The following is a 15,092-nucleotide window of genomic DNA, read 5'->3' as shown; positions in this document are numbered from 1 at the left end:
ACCGCAAGGGCGGTCGCACGGAAGGATGTGGGCCCTCGTGGCAGCGCACCGCAAGGCCAAACAGCGCTCGATCGGCGGAAACACGGCCCGCACGGCAGTCACCATCGCCCTCGCGGGCGCGGCGACGGCCACCGGCTTCGACGGGGTCGGGCACGCCGACCCCCAGCTGTCCCCGGCACAGGTGAAGGCCCAGGTCGACAAGCTGTACGTGGAGGCGGAGGCCGCGACCCAGAAGTACGACGGCGCCAAGGAGAAGGCCGGCCAGGCGGAGGCGAACCTGCGCAAGCTCCGCGACGAGGCGGCGCGCCGGGAGGACAAGCTCAACTCGGCCCGGGACGCGCTGGGTTCGATGGCGGCCGCGCAGTACCGCAGCGGCGGACTCGACCCCGTGGTGCAACTCGCCCTCTCCGACCACCCGGACCAGTATCTGGAGGGGGCGGCGTTCGCCGAGCGGGTGGGCACCCGGCAGTCGGCGGAGGTCGACGGGGTGCGCCGGCAGCTGCGCGAGCTGGAGCAGTTGCGCAGTGCGGCGCACATCGAGCTGGCCTCGCTCAGCTCACGGCAGGCCGAGCTGAAGCGGCAGAAGAAGACGATCAACGAGAAGCTGGGCGCGGCCCGCCAGTTGCTGGCCCGGCTGACACCGCAGGAGCGCACGCAGTACGCGGAGCGCGGCGGCGCGGACGACCAGCAGCACGTGTCGCGGGACGCGGCCCGCGGTCCCGCACCGGTCGCGTCGTCCGGGGCCTCCGGCGCGTCCGGCGCCGCCGCGGCCGGTTCCGGGGTGGCGGCGCCCAACTCCCGCGCGGCGGCGGCCATCGCCTACGCCTACTCGAAGCTCGGCAGCCCCTACGTCTGGGGCGCCACCGGCCCCGACGCCTTCGACTGCTCGGGACTCGCCCAGGCCGCGTACCGCTCCGCGGGCATCTCCCTGCCCCGTACGACCTATTCCCAGATCAACGCGGGCCGGCGGGTCACCCTCTCCGAACTCCAGCCCGGCGACCTGGTGTTCTTCTACGCGGGCATCACGCACGTGGGCATCTACATCGGCAACGGCCAGATGATCCACGCCCCGAACCCGTCGGCGCCGGTGCGGGTGGCCCCGATCAACGAGATGCCCTTCGCGGGGGCCACCCGGGTCGCGTGATCACCGGCTCGCCGGTGCGCGCGCGGCCCTCAGACCAGCCGTCGTGCCGTCGCCCAGCGGGTCAGCTCGTGGCGGTTGGAGAGCTGGAGCTTGCGCAGGACCGCCGAGACGTGCGACTCGACCGTCTTGACGGAGATGAACAGCTGCTTGGCGATCTCCTTGTACGCGTACCCCCGGGCGATGAGGCGCAGGACCTCGCGTTCGCGCTGGGTGAGGCGGTCCATGTCCTCGTCGACGGGCGGGGCGTCGGTGGAGGCGAAGGCGTCCAGGACGAATCCGGCGAGGCGCGGGGAGAAGACCGCGTCGCCGTCCTGGACCCGGAAGACCGAGTCCACGAGATCCGTGCCGGTGATCGTCTTGGTGACGTACCCCCGGGCGCCGCCGCGGATCACGCCGATCACGTCCTCCGCGGCGTCCGACACGGACAGCGCGAGGAAGCGGACCGGCTGCTCGGCGTCGGCCATCAACGGAGCGCAGCGGCGCAGCACTTCCACACCGCCGCCGCCGGGAAGATGGACGTCGAGGAGGACGACCTCGGGGCGGGTGGCCGTGATGACCGTGACCGCCTGGTCGACGTCCGCGGCCTCGCCGACGACCTCGACACCGGTCCGCGCGGTCTCCCCGATCTCGGCCTGGACCCCCGTACGGAACATGCGGTGGTCGTCGACGAGCACCACGCGCACGCGGCGCCCGCCCTCGGGGGCGGCACCCGCGGATGCGGCGGCACCGGAGGCCTCCGCGGCCGGACCGCCGGACTCCACAGGCTCGTTCGTGTCGCTCATGACGTTTTCTCCGCCCTCTCCATCTCCAGCTCGACCTCCGTGCCGCCGTCCGGCACCGCGCGCAGCCGCGCCGTGCCGCCGTTGCGCTCCATACGGCCGATGATCGATTCTCTGACGCCCATGCGGTCGGCGGGTATCGCGTCGAGGTCGAACCCTGGGCCGCGGTCGCGGACGGACACGAAGACCGTCCTTCCCTCGACCTCGGCGTAGACCTGTACGGCGCCGCCCTCGCCACCGTACTTGGCCGCGTTCACCATGGCTTCCCTCGCCGCCTGCATCTGCGCGGTCAGACGGTCGTCGAGCGGGCAGTCTCCGACGACGACGACCTCGATGGGCACGCCGTGCTTGTCCTCGACCTCGGCGGCGTGGCCGCGGACGGCCTCGGCGAGGGTCCCGGGCCCGTCCTCCTCGTCCTTGCCGCTGCCCTCGGGCTTGTAGAGCCAGGCCCGCAGGTCGCGCTCCTGCGCGCGGGCGAGGCGCCGCACCTCGTTGGCGTTCTCCGCGTTGCGCTGGATCAGGGTCAGGGTGTGCAGCACCGAGTCGTGGACATGGGCGGCGACCTCGGCCCGCTCCTGCGCGCGGATGCGCATCAGGCGCTCCTCGGAGAGGTCCTGGGTCATCCGGATCAGATACGGGCCGGCGAGCAGCGCGATGCCGACGAGGACCGCGAGCGCCGCCTGGAGGACCGAGCCGAGGTGGGCCGCGGAACCCTGGAGGACGAAGATCCCGGAGACCCCGGCGGTGACGAGCAGCACGCCCGCCGCGGACCGCAGCAGGGTGAGCGTGCGGCGACGGCGGCCGACCTCCGCCCAGCGGGCCCGCCGTGCGTTGTCCGCCTGGCGCCAGACGAGGGCGACACCCGCGCCGACGAGGACCGTCGGCCACAGATACGCCTTCGTGCCGCCGCCGAGGTTCACGTTGGCGACGAAGACCATGGCGACGACGACCATGAGGAGAAGGGCGACGATCTGGCCCTTGTCCGGCTTGCGGGCCACGAGTCTGCGCCGGCCGTCGGCCGCGGTCTCGGTGGTGAACGCGGGGGTGCGGCCGGAGCCGACGCCGCCGACGCCGAGCGGGACGAAGAACCAGAAGGCCGCGTACAGCAGGGCGCCGAGTCCGTCCGCCATGAACAGTCCGGCGAACACCAGCCGCACCCAGACGACGGGCAGCCCGAGGTGCCCGGCGAGCCCGCGCGCCACGCCCCCGAGCCAGCGTCCGTCGCTGCTGCGGTAGAGCTTGCGCGGGGGCCGCGGGTCCTCGGCGGGCATGGCTACGGCTTCCGGCATGCCACCGATGTTCACACGCCCGGCGGACCGGAGCATCAGGGTCGGCCCCGGAGAGTCCCCTGATCTTCGGGAACCGGCGTTCGAACGGTTCCCGCCCTCCCCTCCGGGCGGATATCAGGGTCGGGCCAGGGTCATCCCGGCTCCCGCGGCGCCGCCCCGCCCGTCACCATGGACGCATGACAGATCAGCAGCACGCGGCGGCGGAGCCGGACCCCGGCACCGCCGCGGCCGGCGAGCCGCGCGCTCACGGGGAGGCGGCCGCGGCACGGCCCGCGGACTCCGGCGCCGAGGTCTCCTCCGGGGGCCCGCGCGGGTTCCGGCGCGACCGCCGGCAGAAGGTGCTCGGCGGGGTGTGCGCCGGCCTGGGGCGGCAGTGCGACATGGACCCGGTGATCTTCCGGATCGTGCTCGCCGTGCTCTCCGCGACCGGCGGTATCGGCCTCATCTTCTACGGGTTCGCGTGGCTCTTCGTCCCGTACGACGACGAGGAGGAGAACGAGGTCCGCAAGCTGCTCACCGGCCGGGTCGACGGCCCCGCGCTGACCGCGGTGCTGTTCGCGCTGGTCGGCTGCGGAGTGTTCCTGTCCATGCTGAGGAACGGCAGCGTGCTGACGTTCGCCGTCGTCCTGTCGCTGCTGCTGGCGGGCGCGGGTTACTGGTCGCAGAACCGTGGTGCCGCGGACCCGGATCCGCTGGCCGCGCAGGCCGCCGCCGACGCCCCGCCGGAGGCGAAGGCCCCGCCCGTCCCGGACTCCTACCCCTCCTGGTGGCGCGACCCGATCGTCAAGGACGGTTCGCACGTCGGCGGCACCGGTTACATGTGGGGCCCCGTGGAGACCCGCGACCGGGATGTCGCGGCCGCGCTGAACATCGCCCGCGGCACCTCCCGCCCCGCTCCGCGGCCCGAACGGGAGCGCGGCCCGCGCGGCCCCCGTCCGATCGGCGGCCGGATCTTCCTGCTCGCCCTCCTCGCGGGCGGTCTGACCACGGCCGCGCACTGGCACGACCGGGCGCTCGGCACCAGCCTCCAGGCCGGACTGGCCGCCGCGCTCATCGTGTTCGGACTGGGCATCGCGGTCAGCTCCCTCCGCGGCCGCACGGGCGCGGGGACGGTCTTCCTCGCGGTGATCACGGCCGGCCTCCTCGCGGCCTCGGCGGCCCTGCCCAAGAACATCGACACGCACTGGGTGCGGACCGACTGGACCCCGGGGAGCGTGGCCGACGTACGGCCGAGATACGAACTCGGCACGGGGGTGGGGACCCTCGATCTCAGCCGGATCGGCCTCGCCGGGGGACAGACCCTGAAGACCGGCGCCGAGGTGGGCGCGGGCAAGCTGAAGGTGATCGTCCCCAAGGACGTGACCGTGCGGCTCACCGCCGAGGTGGGCGTCGGGGACATCCAGTTGCCCGGTGACGGCAAGAAGGACGTGGACGTGGAACCGGGCAAGCACGAGCAGGCGACGCTGCCGCCGGCACCGGGCGGCAAGAAGGGCGGCACCGTGGAGCTCGACCTCCAGGTCGGCGTCGGCCAGGCGGAGGTGGCCCGTGCCGCGTCATGAGTTCCAGCCCGGAAAGCTGGTCGCGGGCCTCTTCCTCACCGCCGGGGGCATCGCCTACGCCGGGGACGCGGGCGGCCTGTGGGTGACCCCGTGGTTCGCCATCGTCCCCGTCGTCTTCGTAGGCCTGTGCCTCGCGGGCGCCGTGGCCTCCGTGAACCACGCCGTCCGCAGACGCCGTACGGACCGGAGACCGCGGGGCGTGAACTCCTAGGCCGTGTCCGCGGGCCCGGCGTGGACGCGGAGCGTCAGTAGGCGCTCCGCTGTCGGCGCCGTTTGATCACGGCGTCCAGCGACCAGTAGGACGCCCCGGCCAGCACGAGGGGGGTCCAGCAGAACAGGTACGGAAGGTCGTTGCCGTAGTAGTACGGGTCGGAGGCCCAGCTGACCGTCAGCCACAGGCTGAGGGATATCAGCGCGCCGCCGAACGCGGCGAGGCGGGCCAGCAGGCCGATCAGGGTGCCTATCCCGACGGCGAGTTCGCCGAACGCGATGGCGTAGCCGAAGCCGACGGGGTTCTTCAGGGACAGGTCGACGAGGGCCGGTATGGCGGAGGAGTCACGGACCGTGCGCATCATGTCGCCGATCGAACCCGAGCCGGAGGCCTTCATGAAGGCGCTGTTCGTGAGTTTGTCGAGGCCGGCGTAGATGAAGGTGACGCCCAGGAAGATCCGGAGTGGTAGCAGGGAGTAACGCGTGGCGGTCTCCCGCCAGTTGCGTGGCTCCTCCAGATACTGAGCGTGAGTATCCGTCCGCGTACCGTGAGTCATCGCTCTCCGCCGCCTCTCACCGCGTGCCGTTGACCACTCAACAGACCATACGTACGAATCGGTTCCCCGACTCACCCCCCGGAACCCTTTTCCGCCCCCCGGCCCCGATCCCCCGACCACAACCTTCTCTCGCCCCCTCCGCCCCTACCCATCCCGTACCCGGGGGCTCCGCCCCCGGACCCCCGCTCCTCAAACGCCGGAGGGGCTGAATCTTTCCCCGCGCTGAAAGGTGACCGGCCGGAACTGAAAGGCACGCACCCAAGCCACGGCACTCCCGCAGCCGGCAGCGCACCGTCGGGGCCGTGGCGGTACATCGATGGCCGTCGCCACCGACGCTCACACCTCACCCAACGGCGACGGCCTGATGCACCGGCACGGACCCGACCCACCCACCGGCCGGACCCGCGACGCCGGCCTCGGTCTCAGTCGGTCACGTCGATCTCGTAGCGGTTGGTCTCGACCCCGGCCGCCGTGACGACCTGCACCTCCACCCGCCCCGGCTCCACATCCACCGGCACCGGCACGGTCAGCACCGCGTCCGTGGGATTGCTGAACCCACCGGACACCGGCACCAGCGGCACATGCACATGCACCGCCCCGATCCGCACGACCATCCGCGACAGCCGGTCCGCCGCCTGCGCCCCGGGCGGCACGAACCCGGCCCCCCGGATCTCGATGTCGTCCCCGGTACGGATGGGCGCGTCCAGATCACCCGCCTCACGGGACCTGACCACGGAGAGGATCACCGGCCGCCCGCCCTCGGCGTACTTCCCGGCGAGATAGGTCGCGGCCGACACGAGCACCAGCAGGGCCAGCCCCCACGGAAGATCGGGCAGGGCCGAGGGCCGACGGGCCAGCCGCACCACGGCGAACACGAGAGCGACCCCGCTGATCACGACGTACTGGATGTCGGCGAACGCGCCCCGCCCCGAGTCGTCGGTCAGCAGGTCCGAGGCCCGAGGCCGGTCCGCGCGGACCTTCTGGAGCCGCTGCCCCAGCACCCGCACCCCGACCACCCGCCGCACCAGCACCGCGACCCCGCACACCACGGCGACGACGGTCACGGCCCCGGCGGCCCGGCCGAGCTCCAGCCCGGCGATCAGAGCGTCCCGGCGGCCGTGCGCCGAGGCCGCCGCCAACTGCCCGACCAGCACGAGCACCGCGTACCCCACGAGCAGCACCCAGCCGGCGGCCACCGCGCGCGAGGTGGAGAGCCGGTTGTCCTCGCCGATGACCGGCGCCAGCGCCCCGCCCCGCGCCCGGTGCAGCCAGGCCGCGCCGGTCAGCAGTCCGGCCAGGACGACCGCGGCGAGCAGCCCCGCCGTCCGCGCGGCCGTCCAGCCGGCCCCGATCGCGGTGAGCGACTGCACGAGCAGGAGGACGACGACCGCGGCCCAGACGGTGTACGCGGTGTACCGCCACAGGCGGCCCAGCCACGCCTCGCCCTCCAGCCGGCCGCGCTCGGCGACGTGGTCCGCGGACTGCGTGAGTTCGTCGGACACCCACTGCCGGGAGGCCGAGGCGGAGTGCGCGACCCCGGCGGGCAGTCCCCGCCCGGACGCCAGCGCGTCACGCTTGGCGAGGAACGCGGCGACCGCGCGCCGGTGCCCCGTACGCGCCCCGTGCGGGCAGTCCCCGCACGTGCAGCCGCCCTCGTGCACGTCTGATCCCCCACCCAGTTCTCCGCCGGCGCCGCCGCCGGTCCCGCCGCCCGGACCGCCGCCGCGCCCGGCACCCGATCCGCCCCCCGGCCCGGCACCGTGCCCGGCACCGTGTCTCGCCTCCTGCACCGCCACGCCCGCTGCCGCCTTCCCGCGCCAGAAAAAGCTCCGTAGAGCCGGAATGTCACGAATCTCCGGCCGCCGCGCCCCCACCCGACAACTCTTCTGTGACGACAGCGAATTGTGCCGTACGGAACACCGTGCCCATGCCCCAGGTCGGTTCGGCGCGGGTGAAGCGAAGGCCCCGTCGTTGACCCGGCTGCGACAATTCGTCCATGGCCGAGATCATCCAGCGCGACGGCGGCTGGGCCTTCGACGGCGGCACGGTCAGGATCACGCCGGGACTGCACCGCAGCGTGCCGCTGTTCCGGCAGACGTACGGGGAGATCTCCGTTCCGCTGGAGGCGGTGGCGGGCGTGGTCCACGAACCGGAACGCAGGCGCGGCCGGCTGCGGCTGCGCCTGCGCGAGGGCGCCGACCCGCTGCTCCAGGCGACCGGGGGCCGGCTGCCCGACACGGCGGACCCCTACAGCCTGACGGTCGACTCCGACCGTCGCGGAGTGGCCGAGTACGTGGCCGAGGAGATCCGCCACGCGCTGCTCCTGGACCGGATTCCCAGCGGACCGGCGACGGCGTACCTGCTCCCGGGGCCGCCGGTCCCGGTGTCCGTGCGCTCCAGCGACGGCACGGTCTCCTTCGACGGGACCCAGGTGCGCATCGACTGGGCCGACACCTCGGACCGGGTCAAGCGGGCGACGGGGCCGCGGATCATCGGCCTGGGCGACCTGGTCCAGGTCGAATGGCTGCCCGGCTCCGGCCACGGGGACGGTTTCCTCCGTTTCGTGACGGGCGAGGCGGTCTTCTCCAGGCCGCCGCCCGAGAAGGACCCGTACGCCCTCGATCTGTGGGGCAGCACCCGCCGTGACCTGCTCACCGCGCTGGTCGCGACCGCGGTCACGGCACGGCTGCCGCATCCCTCCACCCGCACCGCGGCGCACGGCGAGGGGTCCCGGCCGGCCCCGCGGGTGCCGTCGCAGTCCGACCATCACGACGTACTGCTGCGCCGGCTGCGGGAGTTGGGCGAGCTGCACCGTGACGGCGTGCTGACGGACGAGGAGTTCGCCGTGACCAAGGCCGCGGTCCTGCGGGGCTTCTGAGGCCCCTCCGGGCAAGCCCCGGCCCCAGCCCCGGCCCTGGCCCTGGCCCCGGCCCCGGCCCTGGCCCTGGCCCTAGCTGAGCAGGTCCGGTTCGCTGCGGCTGATGTCCTGCCAGAGCGGCTGGTAGTTGATCCACGCCACCAGGTCGCCGCCGAGCTGCTCGCGGGTGGCGACCGCCTGCTTGTGGTCGATGAGGACGGGACGGCCCGCGGCCTTCGCGGTGAGCTGGACCTGGCTGGACCGCTCCATGGACAGGAACCACCAGGCCGCCGCGTCCACCGAGTCCCCGACGGTCAGCAGCCCGTGGTTGCGCAGCACCAGCGCCTTGCGGCTGCCCAGCGCCGACGCGATCCTGCGTCCCTCCTCGGCGTCGACGGCGACTCCGGTGTAGGCGTCGTACAGCGCGTGGTCCTCGTAGAAGGCGCAGCTCTCCTGGGTGATCGGGTCGAGGAGGTCGCCGAGGGCGGCGAGCGCGCGGCCGTGCACGGAGTGGCAGTGGGCGACGGCGACGACGTCGGGGCGGGCCGCGTGGACCTGGGAGTGCACGGTGAAGGCGGCCTGGTTGACGTGGTAGCGGCCCTCGATCACCTGGCCCTCCTGGTTGGCCATGACCAGGTCGCCGACGGTGACGTGCTTGAACGGCATGCCGAAGGGATTGACCCAGAAGCAGTCGCTGTACTCCGGGTCGCGTGCCGTGATGTGCCCGGAGACGCCGTCCTCGAAGCCGAGCCGCCCGAACAGCCGCAGCGCGCCGGCGAGCCGCTCCTTGCGGTGGCGCCGTTCGTCGTCCGTCGACTCGTGCATCGGCGGCATGGCGAAGCGCAGCTGGTCGGTGGGGCGGGGCAGCTGCGGAGTGGACCCGTGCATCTGTCCTCCAGCACTGGCGTGTTCGGTACGAGCGGAAGTTACCCGGGGTCAGCGCAGGAGAACAGGGGTGTTCCATGAGAGAAAGAAATCAGGCCGGCGGACGGGCCCGGCCGCGTACGGAAGCACGACACCGCTGAAACCCGACAGGGGATGTCCGGTATGAGCGCCAGACTCGTTGCCATGAACTGGGCAGCCCTCTCCACCGCCGAACCGGCCCTCGCCGGCACCGTCGAACAGCGCTTCGGCGCCTTCACCCATCACGTCCTCGCGACCCTCCGCAAGGACGGCTCGCCCCGCACCTCGGGCATCGAGGTGCGCTTCCTCGGCGGCGAGCTGTGGCTCGGCATGATGCCGGACTCGCTCAAGGTGCTCGACCTGCGCCGCGACCCGCGGTTCGCGCTCCAGGCGAACCCGGGGGCCGGCACGGACATGGGCGGCGGCGACGTGCGGATCGGCGGGCGGGCCGTCGAGGTGGGCGACGGCGATCCCGCCAAGGCCGGGTACGTGGAAGAGGTGGAACCGCCGGAGCCGTTCCACCTCTTCCGCACCGAGCTGACGGAGGTCACACGGACCTACGTGGAGGACGACACGTATCTGGTCGTCCAGGTCTGGAAGCCCGGCGTGCCGGTGCGCACGCTCAGGCGGACCTGAAGCGGGAAGGTCACTCCCGCCCGTGGGAGGACTACTCCCACTCGATGGTGCCCGGGGGCTTGCTCGTCACGTCGAGCACGACGCGGTTGACGTCCGCGACCTCGTTCGTGATGCGGGTCGAGATCTTCGCCAGCGTCTCGTACGGCAGCCGCGACCAGTCGGCCGTCATGGCGTCCTCGCTGGAGACCGGGCGGAGCACGATCGGGTGGCCGTAGGTCCGGCCGTCGCCCTGGACGCCGACGCTGCGCACGTCCGCGAGCAGGACCACCGGGCACTGCCAGATCTCACGGTCGAGACCGGCGGCGGTGAGTTCCTCGCGGGCGATCGCGTCGGCCTGGCGGAGCAGGTCCAGACGCTCCTTGGTCACCTCGCCGACGATACGGATGCCGAGGCCGGGGCCGGGGAACGGCTGGCGCTGGACGATCTCCTCGGGCAGGCCGAGCTCCTGGCCGACCATGCGGACCTCGTCCTTGAACAGCTTGCGCAGCGGTTCGACGAGCTGGAACTCCAGGTCCTCGGGGAGGCCGCCCACGTTGTGGTGGGACTTGATGTTGGCGGTGCCGGTGCCGCCGCCGGACTCGACCACGTCCGGGTAGAGCGTGCCCTGGACCAGGAACGCGACGTCCTCGCCCTCGGCGGCCTCGGCGATGATCTCCGCCTGGGCCTGCTCGAAGACGCGGATGAACTCGCGCCCGATGATCTTCCGCTTCTCCTCGGGGTCCGAGACGCCCTTGAGCGCGGTGAGGAAGCGCTCCTCCGCGTCCACGACCTTGAGCTGCACGCCGGTCGCGGCGACGAAGTCCTTCTCGACCTGCTCGGTCTCGCCCTGGCGCATCAGACCGTGGTCGACGTACACACAGGTGAGCTGGGAGCCGATGGCCTTCTGCACGAGGGCCGCGGCGACCGCGGAGTCCACGCCGCCGGAGAGACCGCAGATGGCGCGCTTGGTGCCGACCTGCTCGCGGATCAGGGCGACCTGCTCGTCGATGACGTTGCCGGTCGTCCAGGACGGGGTGAGACCCGCGCCGCGGTACAGGAAGTGCTCCAGGACCTGCTGGCCGTGCGTGGAGTGCATGACCTCGGGGTGGTACTGGACGCCGTAGAGCTTCTTCTCGTCGTTCTCGAAGGCGGCGACCGGGACGACGTCCGTGGAGGCCGTGACGGTGAATCCCTCGGGGGCGGCGGAGCAGGCGTCGCCGTGCGACATCCACACCGGCTGCTCGTCCGGGGTGCCCTCGAACAGGGTGGAGCCGGACTTCGAGACGTGCAGCGGGGTGCGGCCGTACTCGCGGGCGCCGGTGTTGTCCACCGTGCCGCCGAGGGTCGTGGCCATCAGCTGGAAGCCGTAGCACATGCCGAAGACGGGGACTCCGGCCTCGAAGATCTCGCGGTCCAGGCGCGGCGCGCCCTCCGCGTAGACCGACGAGGGACCGCCGGACAGGATGATCGCGGCCGGGTTCTTGGCGAGCATCTCCTGGACCGGCATGGTGCTCGGCACGATCTCGCTGTAGACCCGGGCCTCACGGACGCGACGGGCGATGAGCTGGGCGTACTGCGCACCGAAGTCGACGACCAGGACGGTGTCGGTGGCGGCGGGGGACGCTTCTGGCACGGTCTGCCTTCCGGCGGTGAGCAAAAGGGTGTGTACGGCCGATTCTACCGGGGGCCGCGGTGGGCCCGGCCCCCGCGGGGTTCCGGACACCGGGTCTCACCATCCGGGCCGTCTTGGCCGGCGCCGCCGCGGGCGTGCATACTGCCGTCATGCTCACGCACACGACCTTCCTGTTTACCTATGGCAACCGGCCCACCGGCTGCCATGGTCGTGCCGCTTGAGCAACTGACGAGCGACTTCCCAGGCGCCCCGGGCCGACAAGGCCCGGGGCGTCTGCCGTTTCCGGGCCCTGCCGCTCCGGGGCACCCCTTCCACCGAGGAGCCCCACCATGGCCGACGTACTCGACAAGACCGGCGCCCGCACCGACGAGGCCGCCGATGTGATCACCGGTGCCCGTGAGCGCATCGACGCCCTCGACGACCGGATCATCGGTCTCGTGCAGGAACGGATGGCCGTCTCGGCCGTGATCCAGGAGGCCCGGATCACCTCCGGCGGCCGCCGGGTGAACCTCTCCCGCGAGATGGAGGTCCTCGGCCACTACCGGGACGCGCTCGGCAAGCCGGGCACCGCGCTGGCGATGACCCTGCTGGAGCTGTGCCGCGGCCGGATCTGAGGCGCCCCGCCCGGGGTACGGACCGCGTGCACGTACGCATGCCCTCTCACCCGTACGGCGCGTATCCGGTGCGGTGCGGGCTTCGTTTCTTCTGGTGTCCGTGTCAGCCAGGGGCGGGCCCGAAAGAACCACGCGTGGCTTCACTGGAGCGATGAGACGTACGGATCGTGCCGTACGTCGTGGGACCTCGCTCCAGGTCGTGCGACCGGACGGCAGGGGACAGCAGCCCGGTCGCTCAAGAGAACGGTCGGCCCCGGGGACGCCCGGGGCCGCCCGACGGAACCTGTTCGGACCGTCGTCGGCACGCGTCCTCGCGAGGACGCGGCGCACGGCCCGGCCGACCCCATGGACCCGCGGCGCATCCCCCGACGCCGCTTCGAGGCACCGGCCCGCCCTGACGCCGGTGCTGTCGGAAGAAGGGCCCCGCGGACACGCGTCCCGCGGGGCCCTTCACCGTGCCCCCGTCAGGTGCGGGACACCGTGCCGCAGCCGGCCGTCGAGGCGTCCCGCAGATCACGGCTTCGGTCGTACGGGTCCACGGCCGGGCCCGTCGCCGACGCGCTGCCGGACGGGGAGGCGGTGGAGGCGGCCGACACGAACCGCGGGTGCAGGAAGCCGTCGTAGACGTCGCACTCGGAGTTGCCGATGCTCTCGTCGTAGTGGCGGATCACCAGCTTGCCGGGGGTGACCTGGAACTTCCTCGGGTCGGAGAACGCCACGTCGAGGACGCGCCGGACGATGGTGCGCGTCACCTCGCCCTTGTTCCCGTGCACCGGGGACACCGGGTAGACGAAGGTGTAGTCGGCGTGGACGGCGACGGCGGCGTCCTCGCCCGCCTTGAAGGTGATCCGGCCGCGCACCTTGATCACGTCGCCGACCAGGGCCACCTCGCGGGAGTCGAAGCGGCTGAAGAGAGTCAGCGGATCGTGCTTCCTGTCCGGCGCCCGCAGCATGCGGTGGACGCTGTCGAGCATCCCCGGCTGCTTGGGGTCGAGGACGGACAGCGCCGTCTCCGGACGCCCGCCGCGCACGGTCGCCGGTTCGAGATTCGCTCCGACGAGCAGCTTCTTGGTCTGCCGCAGCGCGGTGGCCACCTGCTGCTCGGTGAGCGAGCCGACCGGGGTGGCCTTCGGCACGACGATCGCGTCGGCGCCTTCGGCCCAGCGCTCGGCGGGCGATCCGGCGAACGGCCGTTTCCTGGTGGGCGTCGAGGAGTCCTGGGCGGAGGGCGCGGCGGTCGGGGCCACGGTCTCCGCGGGCAACCGGGTCCCGGCCGCCGCGGACTTGGCCGGGGAGCCGGAGAGGCCGCCCGGCAGCAGGGACGGCTTCATCGCGACGACGGCCACGGCGACGGCGACGGGAATCCCGATGAACGCCCACATCTTGCGGCGCCGGGCCGCGCGTCCGTCCATCTCGCGCCAGGCGGGGCCCGTCCGCCAGCCCTCGGGCTGCGGCGCGGGCCGCGGCTCCTTGTTCCGGGAGGCCCGGCGGGCGGCCCGCTCGGCCTCGCGCTCGTCCTGAAGACGCAGGCGTTCCGTCACCATGCGCGCCCGGGCGGACGGTTCCTTGGGGGCCGAGGCGCGGATGTCGCGTTCGGTGTCGCTCGCGAAGCGTTCCCACACATCGTCAGGAACGGTCGGTTCCCCGGTTTCCTCGGGCTGCTGATCAGACACGACGCCCTTTTTAAGCGTCTCGAACGCACATACGCAAGGCGTGCACGGATGTGACCCAGCCCACATAAGAATCAGGTGAGAAGCAGGACAACCATTCCCGGACCCCGCAGGTCTCATCACCAGAACCAAAGGTCACATCCGCGCCCCACGCTGGGGCGCCCCACCAAAAACGTCATATTCGCGCCGCGAGTCGCGGCGCACTGGACTTCCGAGGTCTTCATGAAGCTTCGCCGTGCCATGGCCACTGCGGCCGCGACGGCTGTCATAGCCCCGCTCGCGTTGCTGTCGGTCGCGCCGGCCGCGTTCGCGGAGGAGAACCCGTCCCCGAGTGCGAGCGTGTCCGAGTCCGCGCCGGAGTCGGCGGCGCCGAGCGCCTCCGAGTCGGCTCCCGAGCCGGGCAACTCGGCCTCGGCCGGCGCGTCCTCCTCCGCCACCGCGTCGGCGTCCGCGTCGGCCTCCGCCCCGGCGCCGAGCGGCTCCGCCACCTCGGCCTCGCCGAGCGCCTCCGCCTCGGCGTCGGAGTCCCCCGAGCCCGAGCCGTCCGAGTGCTCGGACTCCAAGGTCGACGTCTCCATCACCGGCCTGCCCGGCAAGATCGCGGCGGGCAGCGGCTGGCACAAGTTCTCCCTCAACGTCCTGAACAACTCCGACTCCTCCCTGAGCGACCTCGGCTTCCTCGCCGGCGCGTCCTCCGACAAGGCGGGCGAGGACCTCTTCCAGAGCAAGAAGGTCCAGCTCCAGGCGTACAACCCGGACGACAAGGTCTGGGAGGACGTCGACTCCGAGGGCTACGCGGTGGGCTTCGTCGGCTACACCGACGAGCTCAAGCCCGACTACGAGGTCGACATCCCGCTCCGTATCAACGTGCACTCCAGCGCCCCGGTCGGCGCGGGCTTCTCCCTCGGCGCCAGCATCTACGGCGACGCCGACGCGCAGTGCACCGGCTACGGCGAGGTCGCGTACAAGTTCCAGATCGTCTCGTCCGGCACGGACACCGGCGGCACCAAGCCGCAGGAAGGCGGCAAGGTCCCGGTCTCGGACAAGCCCGCCGACAAGAGCAACACGCCGCAGGTCGACGGCAGCCTCGCCGAGACCGGCTCCAGCTCCGCCCTGCCGATGATCGGCCTCGCCGGCGGTATCGCCGTCGTCGCCGGTGCCGGCGCGCTGGTCGTCGTCCGCCGCCGCAAGTCCGGCGCGAGCGCGTAACACCGGGGCACGGCACGACCGGCGGCGACGTCGGCCACGTACGAGGAGAAGGA

14 protein-coding genes are annotated in these 15,092 nt (G+C 72.5%); 7 read left to right on the top strand and 7 right to left on the bottom strand.

Translation table 11 applies throughout. The features are described from left to right. Window positions 1–37 precede the first annotated feature (37 nt). Entirely contained in the window at window positions 38–1,144 is a 1,107-nt protein-coding gene (locus ACFWI4_RS13650; protein ID WP_387194843.1) for an NlpC/P60 family protein, read from the top strand. A gap of 29 nt (window positions 1,145–1,173) precedes the next feature. On the opposite strand, the gene ACFWI4_RS13645 is transcribed toward ACFWI4_RS13650, so the two are convergent. Both ACFWI4_RS13645 and ACFWI4_RS13640 read right to left on the bottom strand, forming a co-directional pair. Continuing rightward, on the bottom strand, window positions 1,174–1,926 hold the full coding sequence (locus ACFWI4_RS13645; protein ID WP_385405026.1) for a LuxR C-terminal-related transcriptional regulator: 753 nt from the start codon (window positions 1,924–1,926) through the stop codon (window positions 1,174–1,176). After that, window positions 1,923–3,212, bottom strand: coding sequence for a PspC domain-containing protein (locus ACFWI4_RS13640; protein WP_385405023.1), 1,290 nt, complete (start codon window positions 3,210–3,212; stop codon window positions 1,923–1,925). Before ACFWI4_RS13640 ends, ACFWI4_RS13645 begins: the two co-directional genes overlap by 4 nt. A 176-nt stretch (window positions 3,213–3,388) precedes the next feature. Here ACFWI4_RS13640 and ACFWI4_RS13635 point away from each other — a divergent pair, with 176 nt between their 5' ends. Both ACFWI4_RS13635 and ACFWI4_RS13630 read left to right on the top strand, forming a co-directional pair. Further along, window positions 3,389–4,771: a PspC domain-containing protein gene (locus ACFWI4_RS13635; protein ID WP_387194838.1), complete on the top strand. Its 1,383-nt coding sequence runs from the start codon at window positions 3,389–3,391 to the stop codon at window positions 4,769–4,771. Beyond that, window positions 4,758–4,982: a hypothetical protein gene (locus ACFWI4_RS13630; RefSeq protein WP_387194835.1), complete on the top strand. Its 225-nt coding sequence runs from the start codon at window positions 4,758–4,760 to the stop codon at window positions 4,980–4,982. Before ACFWI4_RS13635 ends, ACFWI4_RS13630 begins: the two co-directional genes overlap by 14 nt. A gap of 34 nt (window positions 4,983–5,016) precedes the next feature. Here ACFWI4_RS13630 and ACFWI4_RS13625 read toward each other — a convergent pair whose 3' ends face one another. Together ACFWI4_RS13625 and ACFWI4_RS13620 are read right to left on the bottom strand one after the other, a co-directional pair. Next, window positions 5,017–5,538, bottom strand: coding sequence for a DoxX family protein (locus ACFWI4_RS13625; protein WP_387194832.1), 522 nt, complete (start codon window positions 5,536–5,538; stop codon window positions 5,017–5,019). A 422-nt stretch (window positions 5,539–5,960) separates the two neighbouring features. Beyond that, complete coding sequence (locus ACFWI4_RS13620) at window positions 5,961–7,199, bottom strand: hypothetical protein (protein ID WP_387194829.1); 1,239 nt, start codon at window positions 7,197–7,199, stop codon at window positions 5,961–5,963. A 335-nt stretch (window positions 7,200–7,534) separates the two neighbouring features. On the opposite strand from ACFWI4_RS13620, the gene ACFWI4_RS13615 reads away from it, so the two are divergent. Next, window positions 7,535–8,416 (top strand): DUF4429 domain-containing protein, encoded by an 882-nt coding sequence (locus ACFWI4_RS13615; protein WP_387194826.1) that lies wholly within the window; start codon window positions 7,535–7,537, stop codon window positions 8,414–8,416. 72 nt (window positions 8,417–8,488) lie between these two features. Here the strand turns inward: ACFWI4_RS13615 and ACFWI4_RS13610 are convergent, their stop codons facing one another. Beyond that, window positions 8,489–9,283, bottom strand: a complete 795-nt coding sequence (locus ACFWI4_RS13610) for a class II aldolase/adducin family protein (protein ID WP_387194823.1) — start codon at window positions 9,281–9,283, stop codon at window positions 8,489–8,491. A 180-nt stretch (window positions 9,284–9,463) separates the two neighbouring features. Here ACFWI4_RS13610 and ACFWI4_RS13605 point away from each other — a divergent pair, with 180 nt between their 5' ends. After that, complete coding sequence (locus tag ACFWI4_RS13605; protein ID WP_387194820.1) at window positions 9,464–9,934, top strand: pyridoxamine 5'-phosphate oxidase family protein; 471 nt, start codon at window positions 9,464–9,466, stop codon at window positions 9,932–9,934. Between the two features lie 31 nt (window positions 9,935–9,965). Here ACFWI4_RS13605 and guaA read toward each other — a convergent pair whose 3' ends face one another. Beyond that, entirely contained in the window at window positions 9,966–11,546 is a 1,581-nt protein-coding gene (gene guaA, locus ACFWI4_RS13600) for a glutamine-hydrolyzing GMP synthase (RefSeq protein ID WP_339130994.1), read from the bottom strand. 329 nt (window positions 11,547–11,875) lie between these two features. On the opposite strand from guaA, the gene ACFWI4_RS13595 reads away from it, so the two are divergent. Continuing rightward, window positions 11,876–12,160: a chorismate mutase gene (locus ACFWI4_RS13595; protein WP_037626820.1), complete on the top strand. Its 285-nt coding sequence runs from the start codon at window positions 11,876–11,878 to the stop codon at window positions 12,158–12,160. 464 nt (window positions 12,161–12,624) lie between these two features. On the opposite strand, the gene ACFWI4_RS13590 is transcribed toward ACFWI4_RS13595, so the two are convergent. Then, window positions 12,625–13,833 carry a hypothetical protein gene (locus tag ACFWI4_RS13590; protein ID WP_387194816.1) on the bottom strand — a complete coding sequence of 403 codons (1,209 nt, stop codon included), beginning with the start codon at window positions 13,831–13,833 and terminating at the stop codon, window positions 12,625–12,627. A 219-nt stretch (window positions 13,834–14,052) separates the two neighbouring features. Here ACFWI4_RS13590 and ACFWI4_RS13585 point away from each other — a divergent pair, with 219 nt between their 5' ends. Then, window positions 14,053–15,039 carry an LAETG motif-containing sortase-dependent surface protein gene (locus ACFWI4_RS13585; RefSeq protein WP_387194813.1) on the top strand — a complete coding sequence of 329 codons (987 nt, stop codon included), beginning with the start codon at window positions 14,053–14,055 and terminating at the stop codon, window positions 15,037–15,039. Window positions 15,040–15,092: the final 53 nt, after the last annotated feature.

Source organism: Streptomyces sp. NPDC127038 (genome assembly GCF_042725875.1).
Taxonomy (GTDB): Bacteria; Actinomycetota; Actinomycetes; order Streptomycetales; family Streptomycetaceae; genus Streptomyces.
Note: the sequence above shows the minus strand (reverse complement) of the source record. Positions and strands in the feature narration are given on the sequence as shown.